The sequence below is a fragment of the Nocardioides montaniterrae genome (assembly GCF_054782655.1).
In genome coordinates this window covers 67,843-84,910 of the sequence record NZ_BAAGSB010000008.1, presented here as the reverse complement: position 1 = coordinate 84,910, position 17,068 = coordinate 67,843, and the positions used below count along the sequence as shown (strand labels likewise).

Sequence of the window (17,068 nt, the reverse complement as noted above, 5' to 3'; positions counted from 1 at the left end):
ATGGACATCGACCTCAGCATCCTCCGCACGCTGGAGCGCGAGAAGGAGATCAAGTTCGACGTCCTCGTCGAGGCGATCGAGCAGGCCCTCCTGATGGCCTACCACAAGAGCCCGGGTGCCTACGAGAAGGCGCGGGTCGACCTCGACCGCAAGACCGGCCACGTGCGGGTCATGGCCGTCGAGTACGACAACGACGACAACGAGATCGGCGAGTTCGACGACACCCCGGACGGGTTCGGCCGGATCGCTGCGATGACCGCCAAGCAGATCATGCTGCAGCGCCTGCGCGACGCCGAGGACGAGATCAGGTTCGGTGAGTTCTCCGGCAAGGAGGGCGACATCATCTCGGGCATCATCCAGCAGGGGCGCAACGCGGACGACGTGCTCGTCGACCTCGGCAAGATCGAGGCGATGCTGCCGTTGAGCGAGCGGGTACCCGGCGAGGAGTACAAGCACGGCACCCGGATCAAGGCCCTCGTCATCTCGGTCCGCAAGGGCATGCGCGGCCCGCAGGTCACCCTGTCCCGGTCACACCCCAACCTGGTCAAGAAGCTCTTCGCCCTCGAGGTCCCCGAGATCGCCGACGGCTCCGTCGAGATCGCGGCGATCGCCCGCGAGGCCGGCCACCGCACCAAGATCGCGGTGCACACCAAGGTCGCCGGGCTCAACGCCAAGGGCGCCTGCATCGGCCCGATGGGTCAGCGGGTCCGCAACGTGATGTCCGAGCTGCACGGCGAGAAGATCGACATCGTCGACTGGTCCGAGGACCCGAGTGAGCTGGTGGCCCACGCGTTGTCGCCGGCCCAGGTCAAGGAGGTCCGCGTGGTCGATGCCGCGGCGCGGTCCGCACGGGTCGTCGTACCCGACTTCCAGCTGTCGCTGGCGATCGGCAAGGAGGGCCAGAACGCCCGCCTCGCGGCCCGCCTCACCGGCTGGCGGATCGACATCCACTCCGATGAGGAGCCTGCGGGCGCCTGACCCGTCTGCCGGTTCGGGTCTTCGTGGCCCGAGGCGGTAGTGTTGCGCCTTGGTGGCTCGCCAAAGGTTTTCCCCTGCACAGGCGGACGATTCTCCCCTCACGGGGCCCGTCCGCACATGCATCGGTTGCCGGAGACGAGCGGCCAAGAGCGAGTTGTTGCGGGTGACCGTCGGCTCGGATCCGAAGACCGGTCAGCCGGTCGTCGTACCCGATGCCAACGCCACTGCACCGGGTCGTGGAGCGCACCTGCACCCCACGACCGCGTGCTACGACCTCGCGGTGCGGCGGAAGGCCTTCGCACGTGCGCTCCGGGTGACCGGAGCTGCGTCGGGGTTGTCCAGCGCACCGGTGGGGGACCACCTCGACACTCAGACCGATCCGACCGGCCGAACAAGGGAAGCCGGTCCAACAGAAACGGGAGCACCCCGCTCATGAGCACTCGATGAGTACTTCGCGATGAGCATGTTCGTTTCGCTTCACCCATCAACGGTCTAAGACTCGCCCCATCGGGTCTGGGCCAAAAGGAGAATTGTGGCCAAGACCCGAGTTTCCGAACTCGCGAAGACGTACGGCATCACCAGCAAGGAAGCGCTGGAGAAGCTGAGTGCGATCGGAGAGTTCGCCAAGACTGCTTCATCCAGCGTCGAGCTTCCGGCTGTCAAGAAGTTCGAGGCTGCGTACGCCGCCGACCTGCTGGCTGCCAAGGGTGATGGTGGCGCTGCCGCCGAGCCCGCCAAGGCCCCCGCGCCCAAGGCGCCGGCCAAGAAGGCCGCCGCGCCGGCTGCCCCCGCCGCTGCTGAGGCGCCCGCTGCTGCCGAGGCGCCCGCCGCCGAGGCCGCCGCGCCCGCCGTCAAGCCCGGACCGCGTCCCGGTCCGGCCAAGAAGGCCGCGCCGGCTCCCGAGCCGGTCGCGCCCGAGGCTCCTGAGCCGCCGGCCGCTGCTGCGCCGGCCGCTGCGGCCCCTGCCACGCCCAAGGCGCCCGCGCCGAAGGCTCCGGCCCCCAGGCCCCCGGCCCCGCGTCCGGTCGGCAAGCCGGGCGGTACCCGCCCCGGCAACAACCCGTTCGCGCCCAGCCAGGGCATGGGCCGTCGCCCCGCCCCGGCGCCGCGTGACGGCACGACCGACGACAACCGTCCGCCGCGTCCGCCGGCCGGCGGCGCCGGCCGTCCCGGCATGCCGCGTCCCAACCCGGCGATGATGCCGAAGTCGCCTGCCGCGTTCGCGGCCGGTCCCGCGGGCCGTCGTGGCCCCGGTGGTCCCGGTGGCGGTCCCGGCCGTCCCGGTGGTGGCCCCGGCCGTCCCGGCGCTCCGGGCCGTGGTGGCCCGGGTGGCGCCCCCGGTGGTGCCGGTGCCGGTGCCCCGGGTCGTCCCGGCGGCTTCGCCGGTCGCCCCGGCGGCGGTGGCCGTCCCGGCCAGCGTGGCCAGACCCAGGGTGCCTTCGGTCGTCCGGGCGGTCCCGCCCGTCGTGGCCGCAAGTCGAAGCGGGCGCGTCGCCAGGAGTTCGAGGCCATGGAGGCTCCGACCCTGGGCGGCATGCGTGTCCGCAAGGGCAACGGCGAGACCGTGCGTCTCGCCCGTGGCTCCTCGCTGACGGACTTCGCCGACAAGATCGGTCTGGACGCCGCCTCGCTGGTGCAGATGCTGTTCCACCTCGGTGAGATGGTCACCGCCACCCAGTCCGTGGGTGACGAGACCCTGGAGCTGCTCGGTGACGAGCTCAACTACGTCGTCGAGGTCGTCTCCCCGGAGGACGAGGACCGCGAGCTGCTCGAGTCCTTCGACCTCGAGTTCGGCGCCGACGAGGGCGACGAGGACGACCTCGTGGTCCGTCCTCCGGTCGTCACCGTCATGGGTCACGTCGACCACGGAAAGACCAAGCTCCTCGACGCGCTTCGCGGTGCGAACGTCATCGAGGGCGAGGCCGGTGGCATCACACAGCACATCGGTGCCTACCAGGTCCACACCGAGGTCGACGGCACCGACCGTCGCATCACCTTCATCGACACCCCGGGTCACGAGGCGTTCACCGCCATGCGTGCGCGTGGTTCGCAGTCCTCCGACATCGCGATCCTCGTGGTCGCGGCCGACGACGGCGTCATGCCGCAGACGGTCGAGGCGCTCAACCACGCCAAGGCCGCCGGCGTCCCGATCGTGGTCGCGGTCAACAAGATCGACAAGCCGGACTCCGACCCGACGAAGGTTCGTGGCCAGCTGACCGAGTACGGCCTGATCCCCGAGGAGTACGGCGGCGACGCGATGTTCGTCGACGTCTCGGCCAAGGCGGGGCTCAACCTCGACAAGCTGCTCGAGGCCGTCGTGCTCACCGCCGACGCGTCGCTCGACCTGCGGGCCAACCCGACCCAGGACGCCCAGGGTCTGGTCGTCGAGGCCCACCTCGACCGCGGTCGCGGTCCGGTCGCCACGATCCTGGTCCAGCGCGGAACGCTCCGCGTCGGTGACTCGATCGTCGCCGGTCCGGCCCACGGCCGTGTCCGCGCCATGCTCGACGAGTACGGCAACGAGATGACGCAGGCCGACCCCGGTCGTCCGGCGATGGTTCTCGGTCTCTCCGCCGTTCCCGGCGCAGGCCAGAACTTCATCGTGGTCGAGGACGACCGCATGGCTCGCCAGATCGCCGAGAAGCGGGAGGCGCGCGAGCGTGCCGCCCAGCAGGCCAAGCGTCGGATCCGTCGCTCGCTCGAGGACTTCATGGCCTCCATGGAGAAGGGCGAGAGCCAGGAGCTCAACCTCATCCTCAAGGGCGATGTGTCCGGTTCCGTCGAGGCTCTCGAGGACGCCCTGTCCAAGATCGACGTCGGCGACGAGGTCGGCATCCGGGTCATCGACCGCGGTGTCGGTGCGATCACCGAGACCAACGTCGACCTGGCCGCGGCCTCCGACGCGATCATCATCGGCTTCAACGTCCGCCCGCAGGGCAAGGCGACGGAGCGGGCTGACCGCGAGGGCGTGGAGATCCGTTACTACACGGTCATCTACCAGGCGATCGAGGAGATCGAGGCGGCGCTCAAGGGCATGCTCAAGCCCGAGTACGAAGAGGTCTCCCTCGGCCGCGCCGAGATCCGGGCGATCTTCAAGTCCTCGAAGGTGGACAACAAGGAAGGCACCATCGCCGGTTGCTACGTCACCGACGGTGTCATCCGCCGCAACGCCAAGGCTCGCCTGCTGCGCAACAACGTCACGCTGCAGGAGAACCTGGACCTGGCCTCGCTCAAGCGCGAGAAGGACGACGTCACCGAGGTCCGTTCGGGCTTCGAGTGCGGTGCGGTCCTCCGTGGCTTCGGTGGGATCCAGGAAGGCGACGTCATCGAGTCGTACGAGATGCGCGAGATCCAGCGCAGCTGATCTGCGAGATCGTTCAACCCGGTCGGAGCCGGTGGTGTCCCCTGGATGCCACCGGCTCTGCCGACTGATAGGAACACAACATGAGCAACCCCCGCGTGCGGAAGATCGCCGACCGCATCAAGGTCATCGTCGCCGAGATGCTCGAGCGCCGGATCAAGGATCCGCGTCTCGGCTTCGTCACCATCACCGACGTACGCCTGACCGGCGACAGCCAGCAGGCCTCGATCTTCTACACAGTCCTGAACGGTGACGAGACCGAGACGGCCAAGGCGCTGGAGTCGGCCAAGGGCCTGATCCGCTCCGAGGTCTCCAAGCAGCTGGGCATGCGCATCGTGCCGACGCTGACGTTCTTCCACGACGCCCTGCCGGAGACCGCGCGGCACCTCGACGAGGTGCTGGAGCGGGCCCGTCAGGCCGACGCCGAGGTGGCAGCGCAGCGCGAGGGCGCGGCGTACGCCTCCGAGGAGGACCCGTACAAGAAGCCCCGCGAGCTCGAGGACGAGGACGGCGAGGACTGGGACGAGGAGGAGCCCTTCGATACGGCTCCTTCGTCGCCTACTCAGGAACCATGACCGAGTCCGGTCTGGTCGTCGTCGACAAGCCGGCAGGCATCACCTCCCACACCGTCGTCGCACGCGTACGCCGCCTCGCCGGTACCCGGAAGGTCGGCCACGCCGGCACGCTCGACCCGATGGCGACCGGCGTGCTGGTCGTCGGGGTCGAGCGGGCCACGCGCCTGCTCGGCCACCTGATGCTGACCGAGAAGGCGTACGACGCGACCGTGCGGCTCGGGCAGGTCAGCTCGACCGACGACGCGGAGGGCGAGCTCGGCACGCCGGTGGCCACCGACCACCTGACCGAGGAGGCCGTCCGAGCGGCGTTCGCCTCCCAGGTCGGCGACATCGACCAGGTGCCGACCGCCGTGAGCGCGATCAAGGTCGACGGCAAGCGCGCCTACCAGCGCGTGCGTGACGGCGAGGACGTCGAGCTCCGGGCACGACCGGTGACCGTGCACGAGCTGACGGTGCACGCGGTCCGTGGGCACGACGTCGACATCTCCGTGCGCTGCTCGTCGGGCACCTACATCCGCGCCATCGCGCGCGACGTCGGCGCCGCGCTCGGCGTGGGCGGACACCTGACGGCGCTGCGGCGTACGGCCGTCGGTCCCTACGACCTGACCTCCGCCCGCACCCTCGACGAGCTGGGCGAGGACTTCACGATCCTGCCGATCGCCGACGCCGCCCGCGCGGCCTTCCCGAGCATCGACCTGGACGCCGAGCAGGCACAGCTGGTCCGCTACGGCCGGCCGCTGGAGCTGGCGATCGACGCCCTCACCGCGGTCTTCGACCCGGCGGGGGAGTTCCTCGCGCTCTACCGACCCGACGGTGCCGTCGCGCGCCCGGAGGCGGTCTTCGTAGGATGAGCGCCGTGCGTGTGTGGCGAGACTTCGGCGAGGTACCAGCCGACCTGGGCCGTTCCACGGTCACCATCGGCAACTTCGACGGCATGCACCTCGGCCACCAGCACGTCGTACGCCGCGCACGCGAGCTGGCCGCCCAGGTCGGCTCGGCCGGTCTGGTCGCGGTGACCTTCGACCCGCACCCCATCGCGGTGCTGCGCCCCGAGCACGCGCCTCCGACGCTGACCAGCGTCGAGGAGCGGCTCGAGCTGCTCGCCGCCGCGGGCGTCGACGACGTCCTGGTCATCCCGTTCTCGCGCGAGATCGCGGCGTGGAGCCCGCTGGAGTTCGTCGAGCGGATCCTGGTCGAGGCGCTGCGCGCGAACGCGGTGGTCGTCGGCGCGAACTTCCGCTTCGGCAACCGCGCAGCCGGCGACTGCAACCTGTTGCGTGCCCAGGGAGCCGTCCACGACTTCGTGGTCGACGAGGTCACCCTCGACGGCGGCCCGCAGGTCTGGTCCTCGACCTACGTCCGGACCTGCCTGGCCGAGGGCGACGTCGCCGGTGCGGCCGAGGCGCTCGCCCGTGACTTCTCGGTGCGCGGCGTCGTCATCAAGGGCGACCAGCGTGGTCGCGAGCTCGGCTACCCGACCGCCAACGTGCCGTTGCGCAAGGGCGCCGCGGCTCCCGCCGACGGCGTGTACGCCGGTCACCTGACCGTGCTGGACGGCCCCGATGCGGGCACGACGTACCCCGCCGCCATCTCGGTCGGCACCAATCCGACCTTCGAGGGCGAGCGCGAGCGCCGGGTCGAGTCCTACGTCATCGACCGGACCGGTCTGGAGCTCTACGACCGTCAGGTCGAGGTCGCCTTCGTGGACCGCCTGCGGGGCATGGTCCGGTTCGACTCGGTCGAGGACCTGCTGGCCGCGATGGCCGACGACGTACGCCGCGCGCGCGACCTCCTCGCCTGACCGGGCGGCGACGTCAGCAGGACGGCTCGTGCGTGGCCGTCTGCAGGCGGGGTGCCGGCACGAGGACCCGCCCGGGCTCCGGCTCGAGGACGGTCGCGGCGACAGCGCCCGCGAAGACCATGAAGAAGAGCGCCTCGACCGGGGCGTCGAAGCGGTCGAGCAGGTACGAGCACGCGATCGCCGGGTAGCCGATCGCCAGCATCGCACCGAGCAGCCCGACGAACGAGCGGAACGGGCTCGGTGCCGCGTCGCGGACCCGACGCCACATCAGGGCGACGGTCATCGTGATGAGGGCGAACTCGACGATGCCTGAGGCCATGTGGACGTAGTGGTGCAGCGGCAGCTGCAGGGACCACTCGGCGTCGCGGCAGGCGTCGTCGCGGCCCTCCGGGCACGCGTAGGGATACATCCCGCCGATCACGCCGGTGACACCGAAGCCCAGCATCAGCTTCCACTCACGCAGGCGCTCGCTCGTGCGAGGAGCGCCCATCAGCAGCAGCCCCAGGACCACCAGGGCGCCGGAGACCATGTCGAGGCGGCCGAACAGGGTGGCGTGCGGCTGGCCGACGGCCTCCAGGTCGCTGAACATGCCGTCGGGGCTGGTCACCATGCCGGCCGCGATCGCGCCGATCCACCAGTTGTACGCAGGAATGCTCAACAGGCCGAGGGCCTGGCCGGCACGCAGCTGGAGCAAGGTGGGACGTGGGGGAGCCACCCCTGGATTCTCCCGCAGAACAGTTCCATCTGTCACCTATTTATCGGTGTGACGAGCGTCGTGCTCGTCACGCGGATTCGGCCGGCCCCCGCGCCGGTTGATAGCCTCGCCAGGTTGCCCCCAGGGGCGACGTACGCCGTATGAACGGCCGCGGAACGAGAGCGCTCCAGGTATTCAGGCTGGGGCACCGCGCAACGAACCGGAAGCAGGAAAGAAATGGCAGTCGGAACCGACGCTGAGACCAAGGCGAAGATCATCGCCGAGTACGCCACGACCGAGGGTGACACCGGTTCGCCGGAGGTGCAGATCGCACTGCTCAGCCACCGCATCGGCCACCTGACCGAGCACCTCAAGCAGCACAAGCACGACCACCACAGCCGTCGTGGCCTGCTGCTGCTCGTCGGCCAGCGCCGTCGTCTTCTCAACTACCTGAAGAAGACCGAGATCGAGCGCTACCGCTCGATCGTCGAGCGACTGGGCCTGCGTCGCTGATCGCGACCCTCAGATGCACGAGAACGGACAGCCCCGCACGGGGCTGTCCGTTCTGCATTTCCGGTCGCCCTCGCTAGGGTGACCATGACAACAAGTCCAATTCCTGTGGGACAACGAGTCCCACGACGTACGAAACAAGAGAACATCTGTGACTGAACCCGTCATCTCCGCCGTAGAGACCGTTATCGACAACGGCAAGTTCGGCACCCGCACCGTCAAGTTCGAGACGGGCCTCCTGGCCCGTCAGGCCGCTGGCTCGGTCAGCGCCTACCTCGACGGCGACACGATGCTGCTGTCGGCCACCACGGCCGGCAAGCACCCGAAGGACCACTTCGACTTCTTCCCGCTGACCATCGACGTCGAGGAGCGCATGTACGCCGCGGGCAAGATCCCCGGCTCGTTCTTCCGTTCCGAGGGTCGCCCGGGCGAGGACGCGATCCTCGCGTGCCGCCTCATCGACCGTCCGCTGCGCCCGACCTTCAAGAAGGGTCTGCGCAACGAGGTCCAGGTCGTCATCACCGTGATGGCGCTCAACCCGGACACGCCGTACGACGTCCTGGCGATCAACGCCGCGTCGCTCTCCACCCAGCTCTCCGGCCTGCCGTTCTCCGGCCCGGTCGGTGCCACCCGTGTCGCCCTCATCGAGGGCCAGTGGGTCGCCTTCCCGACGCACAGCCAGCTCGAGACCGCGGTCTTCGACATGGTCGTGGCCGGTCGGGTCACCGAGACCGGTGACGTCGCGATCATGATGGTCGAGGCCGAGGCCCCCGAGGCCACCCTCGAGCTGATCGCCGGCGGCGCCGTCGTACCGACGGAGGAGGTCGTGGCCCAGGGCCTCGACGCCTCCAAGGCGTTCATCAAGCAGCTCTGCGAGGCCCAGACCGAGCTCGCGAACGTGGCTGCCAAGCCCGTTCAGGAGTTCCCGATCTTCCTGGACTTCCAGGACGACGTGTACGCCGCCGTCGACGCCGCTGTCGGCGAGGACGTCCGCGAGCTCTACAGCGTCGGTGGCAAGCGCGAGGCCGTCCTGTCCAAGCAGGAGCGCGACGAGGAGGGCGACCGCATCAAGAGCGCCCTGCTCGAGAAGATCGGCGCCGACTTCGCCGGTCGCGAGGGCGAGATCGGTGCGGCGTACAAGGCCGTCACCAAGTCCGCCATCCGCACCCAGGTCCTGCGCGACAAGGTCCGCATCGACGGTCGTGGCCTGGCGGACATCCGCCCGCTGCACGCCGAGGTCGAGGTCATCCCGCGCGTCCACGGCTCCGCGCTGTTCGAGCGTGGCGAGACCCAGATCCTGGGCGTCACCACCCTCGACATGCTCAAGATGGAGCAGCAGCTCGACACGCTCTCGCCGGAGAAGCACCGCCGGTACATGCACAAGTACATCTTCCCGCCGTTCTCCACCGGTGAGACCGGTCGCGTGGGCTCGCCCAAGCGTCGCGAGGTCGGTCACGGTGCGCTCGCCCGTCGCGCGCTCCTGCCGGTGCTGCCGTCGCGCGAGGAGTTCCCCTACGCGATCCGTCAGCTCTCCGAGGCCATGGGCTCCAACGGCTCGACCTCGATGGGCTCGGTCTGCGCCTCGACGCTGGCCATGCTCGCCGCCGGTGTTCCGCTGAAGGCCTCCGTCGCCGGTATCGCGATGGGCCTCATCTCCGGTGAGGTCGACGGCAAGACCGAGTACGTCGCGCTCACCGACATCCTCGGTGCCGAGGACGCGTTCGGCGACATGGACTTCAAGGTCGCCGGCACCAAGGAGTTCGTCACCGCGCTCCAGCTCGACACCAAGCTCGACGGCATCCCGGCCGAGGTCCTGGCCGCCGCCCTCAAGCAGGCCAGGGACGCCCGCCTGACCATCCTCGAGGTGATGGCCGAGGCCATCGACGCCCCACAGGAGATGTCGGTCCACGCGCCGCGCATCATCACCGTGAAGGTCCCCGTGGACAAGATCGGCGAGGTCATCGGCCCGAAGGGCAAGGTCATCAACCAGATCCAGGACGACACGGGCGCGACCGTGTCGATCGAGGACGACGGCACGGTCTACATCGGTGCGACCAACGGCGAGGCGGCCGAGGCCGCTCGCGCCGCGGTCAACGCGATCGCCAACCCGACGATGCCCGAGATCGGCGAGCGCTACATCGGCACCGTCGTCAAGACGACCAACTTCGGTGCGTTCGTCGCGCTCATGCCCGGCAAGGACGGCCTGCTGCACATCAGCAAGCTGCGTGGCCTGGCCGGCGGCAAGCGCGTCGACAACGTCGAGGACGTCGTCTCGGTGGGTCAGAAGCTCCAGGTCGAGATCGCCGAGATCGACGACCGCGGCAAGCTCTCCCTCATCCCCGTCGTCGAGGGTGGCGCGGACGCCTCCGACGAGGCTGCTGAGGCCGAGGGCTCCGAGGACGAGTGACCTCCTAGCTCCACCGCCGAGGCCCGGCCAGCGATCCGCTGGCCGGGCCTCGGTCTTTTCTCAGTAGGTCGTGTAGGTCCCGTGCGGGTCGCGCGGCAGGCGCGCGAGCACGAGGTCGGGGTCGGTCTCCAGCTTGTGCAGCAGGCTCGCGACCTTGGCCTCGGGCAGCGAGAGGGCGGTGTCCCCTTCGCGCACGATCGCCTGCAGGCTCGCGACCAGCTTGGTGGAGATGGTGTGGGCGGCCTGCTGGGGAGCGACGTCGACGACGTCGCTCTCGAGGACCGTCGCGATGTGGTACGCCCCCAATACCTCCGCGCCGCCGGGAGCCTTCGCCACCAGGCCGGTGAGCGTCGACTCGACCTTGCCCGTCACCATCTGCTCGGCCAGCGTCTTGACCGAGTGGGGTGCAGGGATCTGGTCGACGAGGTCGGACACAGCCTTCTTGATCTTGCCGTCGATGGCGGCCCCGATGTCTGCGAACTTCCACCCGCTGCCGGGCGGAAACGGAAAGTCTGCAGCCGAGTCGTGCCATGCCTGGATCGTCGTGCGGAGGAGGTCGCGGGCGTGCGTGACCTGCTTGAGCATGGCTTGCTGGGTGGCGTCGATCGCTCGGCCGCCCGCACCTGCGCAGAGCGCAGCGCCGCAGGCGTAGTGGAGCAGAGCGGAGGGCACGACGCAGGCGTCGGCGGCCCACTTCGCGTAGGAGTCCTTGGCGTCGCCGTGCCAGTGCCCCAAGGCGACGTTGACGTCGTCGATGTCGTTGTTGATCTGGATCCCGTGGTTGACGGCGTTCTGGAGCTGGTGCGCGGCGCCGGACGTGAGCGCCTCCGCATCGACCTCGTAGTAGTTGCAGGTGATCGACCTCAGCCAGGCGGCCGTGCCGTACGCCTGGTCCTTGCCGATGTTGAACGCATCGTTGGTCCACTGCTGGTAGTCCGCCTGGCCCGTGCTCTGGATCGGGGCCAGCGGCAGGGTGGGGTAGACCGTGTACGCCGCGGTCGCCGGTATCTGCTGAGCCCGCACCGTGGGAGTACCTGCGTCGTCCTCGGGATGCAGCGCGAGGTTGCGCAGATAGCTCAGGAACATCTGCGACACCGCTTCGATACCCAGCAGGTCGCCGAGGAGCTGCTCGACCTCGTTGGTCAGGCTGACGAAGACGGACTGGCTGAAAGTGCCGCCGTCGCCGGAGTCGGGGTCAGGCGCCCTCACGACGCGTCCCCGTTCAGCTTCGGCGGCGTTGCCATCGGGGGTGGCTGGAGATCCTGCTCCTTGATCCCCAGCCGGTGCATGGCCGCAGCGGCGTCGGAGTCGCTGCGCTCGAAGTCGCGGGCGATGCCGAGCACGCCGTGGGCGGCGTCCTGCCAGGACAGCTCGGCGCGGCGGAGCAGGTGGTAGATCTCGGCGTTGATGTCGAGGGCCTTGACCAGGCTGGCAGGGGAGCCGGCATCGCTCACCGGCTTCTTCCACTGGTGGTAGACGTCCCCGATGCCTTGCAGGGAGGTCCCGATCTCGCTCGCTGTGGCGGGGAAGGAGTGCGTGCCCGCCCGGTAGAGCGCCCTGAACTGGACCTGTACATCCTCGGCCATCGCCCCGATACCTCCTGTGCGCCTTGCACCGCTCCGAACGGCGGTACAAGGAACGGCTTCCCGATACGGCGACTGGTCAAACGCTTGGGTACCGTCGGGGGATGCAGTTGCGCGCGTCGTCGGCAGCCAGAACGACCACCATCGAGACGGTTCGCGACACCGAAGGGCGGACCACCTCCGTCGTACGCCGGACGCAGCTGCCGTCGGGCCTGCGGATCATCACCGAGGAGATGGCCGGGGCGCGATCGGCGACGGTCGGTGTGTGGGTGGGCGTCGGTTCGCGCGACGAGCGTGCCTCGACGCACGGCGCCTCGCACTTCCTCGAGCACGTCCTGTTCAAGGGCACCCGGTCGCGTACCGCGCTGGACATCTCGATCGCGCTCGACGCCGTGGGCGGAGAATTCAACGCCTTCACCGCGAAGGAGTACACCTGCTTCCACGCGCGGGTGCTGGGGGAGGACCTACCCCTGGCCGTGGACGTGCTCGGCGACATGATCACCGAGTCGCTGATCACCGCGGCCGACGTCGACGCCGAGCGCGACGTCATCCTCGACGAGATCGCGATGCACGAGGACGACCCGGACGACGTGGTGCACAACCTGTTCGCCGAGGTGGCCTGGGGCGCCGAGTCGCCGCTGGGCCGCTCCATCGCCGGCACGGTCGAGTCGATCCGGGGCATGCCGCGCGAGACCATCCGCCGCTTCTGGAGGCGCCACTACACCCCGCAGAACATGGTGGTCGCGGCCGCCGGGGCGGTCGACCACGACGTGGTGGTGCGCCTGGTCAAGAAGTCCTTCGGTCGCGGTGACTTCCTCGCCGGCCGGGCCGAGCCGATCGCTCCGCGCGCCGTTGTACGCCGTCCCAAGGTCCACGCCGGCGAGGCACGCGTACGCCGGCCCTTCGAGCAGGTCAACCTCGTGGTCGGCTCCGAGGGCCCGGCCCGCGACGACGCCGACCGGTTCGCCTTCGGTGTGGTCAGCACCGCGCTCGGCGGAGGGACGTCGAGCCGGCTGTTCCAGGAGGTGCGCGAGCGCCGCGGCCTGGCCTACTCGGTCTACTCCTTCGCCAGCCACTACTCCGACTCCGGCCTCACCGGCGTCGGCCTGGGCTGCCTGCCGGACCGTGCCGAGGACGCGCTGGCCGTCGTACGCTCCGAGCTCCAGCGCCTCGCCGCCCACGGCATCGACGAGGACGAGCTGCGCCGGGGCAAGGGCCAGCTGGTCGGGGGTCTGGTGCTCGGCCTCGAGGACGCCGGCGCCCGGATGATGCGGATCGGCAAGGGCGAGCTGACGCACAGCCAGCTCTACGGCATCGACGAGATCATCGAGCGCATCAATGCCGTCACCCTCGACGACTGCGCCCGTGTCGCAGCCGACGTGTTCGCGCGGCCCGAGCTGTTGGCTGTCGTCGGGCCGTAGGGCTCGCGCTGCAGTTTTCCCAAGGTATGCAGCCGAACCTGCACTTCCCAAGCGCTACAACCACGGGGGAGTGCAGGTTTTCCTGCATCCCTTGGGAAACCTGCAGGACTCAGCGGCGCCCGATGATCCCGATGACGCCCGGGTTCTTGCTGTCGACGATGTAGACGCGGAACCCACCCTTGGTGAGGGCGGCGGAGGTCTTCTGCAGGATCTCCGGGACGTCCTCCTCGCGCTGGGTGCCGAAGAAGAGGTTGACCGAGCCGCCGGGGAGCACGCGCTCGTGGAGCAGGGCGACCTCGTCGGTGCAGTCGCGGACCCAGAACAGGTGGACGTCGAAGGCGAAGACCTTGGTCAGACGCTTCACCGGGACGCGGAGCGTGGCCAGGTCGATCTGGCGGACGCTGAGCTTGCCGGCCTCGACGTGCTGGGCGCAGCGCTGCTTGGTGCGGTCGACGCCGGCCTCGGAGCGATCGATGGCGAACATCTTGCCCTTGCCCTCGAGGCGGCGGCAGATCAGGTCGGCGGCCGCACCGGAGCCACAGCCGATCTCCAGCACGTGGTCGTTGTGCTGGACGTCCATGAAGTCGACCGCCCAGCGGATGCGAGCCGGGATCGTCTGAACTGCCATGGGGGTCAGCCTGCCAGAAGCGACCGCACTCCGGTGCGCAGGTCGAGGCCCATAGACTCCTGTGTCGTGACTGAGAGCGTGCGCGTAGGGGTGATCGGGGCCCGGGGCAAGGTCGGCCAGGAGATGGTCAAGGCCGTCGAGGCGGCCGAGGACCTGACCTTCACCGTCGGCATCGACCAGGGTGACGACATCGCGGCCCTCGTCGAGAGCGACACCCAGGTCGTCATCGACTTCACCCACCCGGACGTGGTGATGGGCAACCTGGAGCACTGCATCAAGAACGGGATCCACGCCGTCGTCGGTACGACGGGCTTCGACGACTCGCGCCTCGCGCAGCTGGAGACCTGGTTGGCGGACTCGCCGCAGACCGGCGTGCTGATCGCCCCCAACTTCTCCATCGGCGCCCTGCTGATGATGCGGTTCGCCACCATCGCGGCACCGTTCTACGACTCGGTCGAGGTCATCGAGCTGCACCACCCGACCAAGGCGGACGCGCCGAGCGGTACCGCCGCCCGCACCGCCTCGCTGATCGCCGAGGCGCGCCGCGCCGCAGGGTCGGCGCCGTTCCCGGACGCCACGTCCCAGGAGATCGACGGCGCGCGAGGCGCCGACGTCGACGGCGTACGCGTCCATGCCCTGCGGATCCGGGGCATGATCGCGCACCAGGAGGTCGTCATGGGCGGCCCGGGCGAGACGCTGACCATCCGGCACGACTCCATGGACCGCGCGTCGTTCGGCCCCGGCGTGCTCGTCGGTTGTCGCGCGATCGTCGATCACCCGGGTCTCACCGTGGGTCTCGAGCACTTCCTCGACCTCGGCTGAGCCTGGCCGTTCTCCCTCAGGTTCCTGCAATGCAGGAACTTGCAGTGCCCGATCGATGGTGGGCTAGACCGGCCGCGCGGCAAGGTGTCGAGACATGCTCCCCAGACTTGTCTCCACCCTCGCCGTCGCGGCGGTCATCGGTGTGGCCGTCGTGCCGGGCGGCGCCCACGGCGCGACGGCGTCCGCACGCCACTCCCGGGCGGACCAGGCGCTCTCGGCTCTCGCGGACCACCCGGCGGCGGCTCGTGCCACCGGCGGCCAGCGGTTCGCGGTCACGGCCACCGAGGTCGACGCCGACGGGGCGACGCACGTGCGGATGGCCCGCACCTACCAGGGGCTGCCCGTCGAGGGTGGCGACCTGGTCGTGCACCGGGGCGCCGACGACTCCTGGAAGGGCGTCAGCCAGACCCTGGCCGCTCCGCTCGACCTCTCCGTGACACCCCGCGTCAGCGCGAGCGCCGCCACGGCCGCCGCTCTGGTCCGTACCGGTGCCGCCCGCGACGTCGCCGGCATCAAGGCGCACGGGACGCCCGAGCTCGTCGTCGACGCGCTGGCCGCCACCCCGCGGCTGGCCTACCGCGTCACCACCGGCGGGGTCCACGCCGACGGCACGCCAAGCCGTCTGATCACCTACGTCGACGCGTCCTCCGGCCGGGTGATCAGTCGTGAGGAGACGATCGAGACCGTCGATGGCGATGGCTACTCCCTCTACGGCGGAGAGGTCCCGCTCCAGGTGAGCCAGTCGGGGTCGTCGTACATCCTCAAGGACGCGACCCGCGGCGGCACCTACACCGTCGATGCCAAGAACGGCACCGACAGCATCCTGTGCACCCTGCTCGGGCTCGCGTGCGTCACCGGCACCCAGTTCACCAGCTCCGACACCGTGTGGGGGACCGGTACGACGGCCAGCCGCGAGTCGGCAGCCGTCGACGCGCAGTACGGCACGAACATGACCTGGGACTACTACAAGACCACCTTCGGCCGGGACGGGATCTTCGGCACGGGTGCGGGCTCGTGGAACCGCGTGCACTACGGCAAGAACTACGTCAACGCCTTCTGGGACGGCACCAAGATGACGTACGGCGACGGCAACGGCACCAGCTACGGCCCGCTGACGTCGCTGGACGTCGCGGGCCACGAGATGTCGCACGGCGTCACCGAGAACACCGCTGGCCTGACCTACTCCGGTGAGTCGGGCGGGCTCAACGAGGCCACCTCAGACATCTTCGGGTCGATGGTCGAGTTCTCCGCGAACAACCCCAAGGACCCGGGCGACTACCTGATCGGTGAGCAGTTCGCGCTCAACGGTGCCAAGCCGCTGCGCCGGATGGACGACCCCGCCTCGGACGGCTCGTCGCTGAACTGCTGGACCCCCAACGCCGGCAACGCCGACGTCCACTACTCCTCAGGCATCGGCAACCACTTCTTCTTCCTGCTCGCCGAGGGCTCGGGCGCGCGCACCGTCAACGGCGTCGCCTACGACTCGCCGACCTGCGACGGCAGCACCGTCTCCGGCATCGGACGCGATGCCGCGCAGCGGATCTGGTACCGCGCGCTGACGACGTACTTCACCTCCGGCACCGACTACGCCGGCGCGCGGACCGCGACCCTGCGGGCCGCCTCCGACCTGTACGGCGCCACGAGCAGCCAGTACGCCGCGGTGGCGGCGGCCTGGAGCGCGGTCGACGTCAGCTGACCCACCTGCGGCAGGCCCGCACCGGCTTATGGGGACGGTGCGGGCCTGCGTCACGTCAGCGACGTGTGCAGGCGGACCTGGCGCAGGGGAGTGCCGGTGCGGTCGTCGGCCAGCTCGCGGGTCGCGCCGTCGGCGGCCCAGCCGGCGGACTCGAAGAAGGTGCGTGCGGCGTCGTCCGTGGTGGCCAGCCAGTGGGTGGCGCGCAAGAACCGGTCGGCGACGAGGGTGTCCGCGCAGGCCTGCAGGAGGCGGGATCCGTGGCCGGCCCGAACGGCCGCGGGGTCGATGAGGAACTCGACGATCTCGCCGTCGGCGGCCGGGTCGCCGTCGGGATCCGTGGCCGGGCCCGTGTAGGCCATCCCGACGACGTGGGTGCCGGCCAGGGCCACCAGGCAGCGGCGCCGCGCCTCGGGCGGCTGCGAGAGACCGCGGCGTACGGCGTCCGCCAGGTCGTCACGCCCCAGCCCACTCTCTGCGAGGCGGGCGGTCAGCGCGTCGGCGTACCAGCTGCGCAGCTGGAGGTCCGCGATCGCCCCGGCATCGGCCGGCCACGCGACCCGGACGGAGACGTCTGCGATGTCCATGCCGCGAT

At 69.8% G+C, this 17,068-nt stretch carries 16 protein-coding genes; 11 read left to right on the top strand and 5 right to left on the bottom strand.

Annotation, left to right across the window (positions count from 1 at the left end):
* From nusA to ACYVJ3_RS12505, 6 genes are all read left to right on the top strand, one after another.
* Complete coding sequence (gene nusA, locus ACYVJ3_RS12530) at positions 1–978, top strand: transcription termination factor NusA (protein WP_460853345.1); 978 nt, start codon at positions 1–3, stop codon at positions 976–978.
* Positions 979–1,030: 52 nt separating this feature from the next.
* Positions 1,031–1,414 carry a YlxR family protein gene (locus tag ACYVJ3_RS12525; RefSeq protein WP_460853392.1) on the top strand — a complete coding sequence of 128 codons (384 nt, stop codon included), beginning with the start codon at positions 1,031–1,033 and terminating at the stop codon, positions 1,412–1,414.
* A gap of 96 nt (positions 1,415–1,510) precedes the next feature.
* Complete coding sequence (infB, locus tag ACYVJ3_RS12520) at positions 1,511–4,342, top strand: translation initiation factor IF-2 (RefSeq protein ID WP_460853344.1); 2,832 nt, start codon at positions 1,511–1,513, stop codon at positions 4,340–4,342.
* An 80-nt stretch (positions 4,343–4,422) separates the two neighbouring features.
* On the top strand, positions 4,423–4,914 hold the full coding sequence (gene rbfA / locus ACYVJ3_RS12515; RefSeq protein ID WP_460853343.1) for a 30S ribosome-binding factor RbfA: 492 nt from the start codon (positions 4,423–4,425) through the stop codon (positions 4,912–4,914).
* On the top strand, positions 4,911–5,765 hold the full coding sequence (gene truB / locus ACYVJ3_RS12510) for a tRNA pseudouridine(55) synthase TruB (RefSeq protein WP_460853341.1): 855 nt from the start codon (positions 4,911–4,913) through the stop codon (positions 5,763–5,765). The genes rbfA and truB overlap by 4 nt, the downstream gene beginning before the upstream one ends.
* A complete protein-coding gene (locus ACYVJ3_RS12505; RefSeq protein ID WP_460853340.1) occupies positions 5,762–6,715 on the top strand; it encodes a bifunctional riboflavin kinase/FAD synthetase in 954 nt (317 codons plus the stop codon). The genes truB and ACYVJ3_RS12505 overlap by 4 nt, the downstream gene beginning before the upstream one ends.
* A 13-nt stretch (positions 6,716–6,728) precedes the next feature.
* Here the strand turns inward: ACYVJ3_RS12505 and ACYVJ3_RS12500 are convergent, their stop codons facing one another.
* Positions 6,729–7,430, bottom strand: a complete 702-nt coding sequence (locus tag ACYVJ3_RS12500) for a DUF998 domain-containing protein (RefSeq protein ID WP_460853339.1) — start codon at positions 7,428–7,430, stop codon at positions 6,729–6,731.
* 216 nt (positions 7,431–7,646) lie between these two features.
* On the opposite strand from ACYVJ3_RS12500, the gene rpsO reads away from it, so the two are divergent.
* Together rpsO and ACYVJ3_RS12490 are read left to right on the top strand one after the other, a co-directional pair.
* Complete coding sequence (gene rpsO, locus ACYVJ3_RS12495) at positions 7,647–7,922, top strand: 30S ribosomal protein S15 (RefSeq protein ID WP_460853338.1); 276 nt, start codon at positions 7,647–7,649, stop codon at positions 7,920–7,922.
* A gap of 148 nt (positions 7,923–8,070) precedes the next feature.
* The gene (locus tag ACYVJ3_RS12490; protein ID WP_460853337.1) at positions 8,071–10,326 is read left to right on the top strand and encodes a polyribonucleotide nucleotidyltransferase; all 2,256 of its coding nucleotides are present in this window, start codon (positions 8,071–8,073) and stop codon (positions 10,324–10,326) included.
* Positions 10,327–10,386: 60 nt separating this feature from the next.
* On the opposite strand, the gene ACYVJ3_RS12485 is transcribed toward ACYVJ3_RS12490, so the two are convergent.
* Complete coding sequence (locus tag ACYVJ3_RS12485; protein WP_460853335.1) at positions 10,387–11,535, bottom strand: hypothetical protein; 1,149 nt, start codon at positions 11,533–11,535, stop codon at positions 10,387–10,389.
* The gene (locus tag ACYVJ3_RS12480) at positions 11,532–11,912 is read right to left on the bottom strand and encodes a hypothetical protein (RefSeq protein ID WP_460853333.1); all 381 of its coding nucleotides are present in this window, start codon (positions 11,910–11,912) and stop codon (positions 11,532–11,534) included. The genes ACYVJ3_RS12485 and ACYVJ3_RS12480 overlap by 4 nt, the downstream gene beginning before the upstream one ends.
* A 101-nt stretch (positions 11,913–12,013) precedes the next feature.
* On the opposite strand from ACYVJ3_RS12480, the gene ACYVJ3_RS12475 reads away from it, so the two are divergent.
* Complete coding sequence (locus ACYVJ3_RS12475) at positions 12,014–13,330, top strand: M16 family metallopeptidase (protein ID WP_460853332.1); 1,317 nt, start codon at positions 12,014–12,016, stop codon at positions 13,328–13,330.
* A gap of 109 nt (positions 13,331–13,439) precedes the next feature.
* Here the strand turns inward: ACYVJ3_RS12475 and ACYVJ3_RS12470 are convergent, their stop codons facing one another.
* Positions 13,440–13,958, bottom strand: coding sequence for a class I SAM-dependent methyltransferase (locus tag ACYVJ3_RS12470; RefSeq protein WP_460853331.1), 519 nt, complete (start codon positions 13,956–13,958; stop codon positions 13,440–13,442).
* Between the two features lie 66 nt (positions 13,959–14,024).
* Here ACYVJ3_RS12470 and dapB point away from each other — a divergent pair, with 66 nt between their 5' ends.
* Together dapB and ACYVJ3_RS12460 are read left to right on the top strand one after the other, a co-directional pair.
* Positions 14,025–14,780, top strand: a complete 756-nt coding sequence (gene dapB, locus ACYVJ3_RS12465; protein WP_460853330.1) for a 4-hydroxy-tetrahydrodipicolinate reductase — start codon at positions 14,025–14,027, stop codon at positions 14,778–14,780.
* Positions 14,781–14,874: 94 nt separating this feature from the next.
* Positions 14,875–16,476 carry a M4 family metallopeptidase gene (locus tag ACYVJ3_RS12460; RefSeq protein ID WP_460853329.1) on the top strand — a complete coding sequence of 534 codons (1,602 nt, stop codon included), beginning with the start codon at positions 14,875–14,877 and terminating at the stop codon, positions 16,474–16,476.
* 50 nt (positions 16,477–16,526) lie between these two features.
* Here the strand turns inward: ACYVJ3_RS12460 and ACYVJ3_RS12455 are convergent, their stop codons facing one another.
* Complete coding sequence (locus ACYVJ3_RS12455; RefSeq protein ID WP_460853328.1) at positions 16,527–17,060, bottom strand: GNAT family N-acetyltransferase; 534 nt, start codon at positions 17,058–17,060, stop codon at positions 16,527–16,529.
* Positions 17,061–17,068: the final 8 nt, after the last annotated feature.

Excerpts from the sequence above, each read along its gene's own strand:
- nusA (WP_460853345.1), top strand. The coding sequence starts at position 1 with ATGGACATCGACCTCAGCATCCTCCGCACGCTGGAGCGCGAGAAGGAG.
- rbfA (WP_460853343.1), top strand. The coding sequence starts at position 4,423 with ATGAGCAACCCCCGCGTGCGGAAGATCGCCGACCGCATCAAGGTCATC.
- truB (WP_460853341.1), top strand. The coding sequence starts at position 4,911 with ATGACCGAGTCCGGTCTGGTCGTCGTCGACAAGCCGGCAGGCATCACC.
- ACYVJ3_RS12505 (WP_460853340.1), top strand. The coding sequence starts at position 5,762 with ATGAGCGCCGTGCGTGTGTGGCGAGACTTCGGCGAGGTACCAGCCGAC.
- rpsO (WP_460853338.1), top strand. The coding sequence starts at position 7,647 with ATGGCAGTCGGAACCGACGCTGAGACCAAGGCGAAGATCATCGCCGAG.
- ACYVJ3_RS12480 (WP_460853333.1), bottom strand. The coding sequence starts at position 11,912 with ATGGCCGAGGATGTACAGGTCCAGTTCAGGGCGCTCTACCGGGCGGGC.
- ACYVJ3_RS12475 (WP_460853332.1), top strand. The coding sequence starts at position 12,014 with ATGCAGTTGCGCGCGTCGTCGGCAGCCAGAACGACCACCATCGAGACG.
- ACYVJ3_RS12470 (WP_460853331.1), bottom strand. The coding sequence starts at position 13,958 with ATGGCAGTTCAGACGATCCCGGCTCGCATCCGCTGGGCGGTCGACTTC.
- ACYVJ3_RS12460 (WP_460853329.1), top strand. The coding sequence starts at position 14,875 with ATGCTCCCCAGACTTGTCTCCACCCTCGCCGTCGCGGCGGTCATCGGT.
- ACYVJ3_RS12455 (WP_460853328.1), bottom strand. The coding sequence starts at position 17,060 with ATGGACATCGCAGACGTCTCCGTCCGGGTCGCGTGGCCGGCCGATGCC.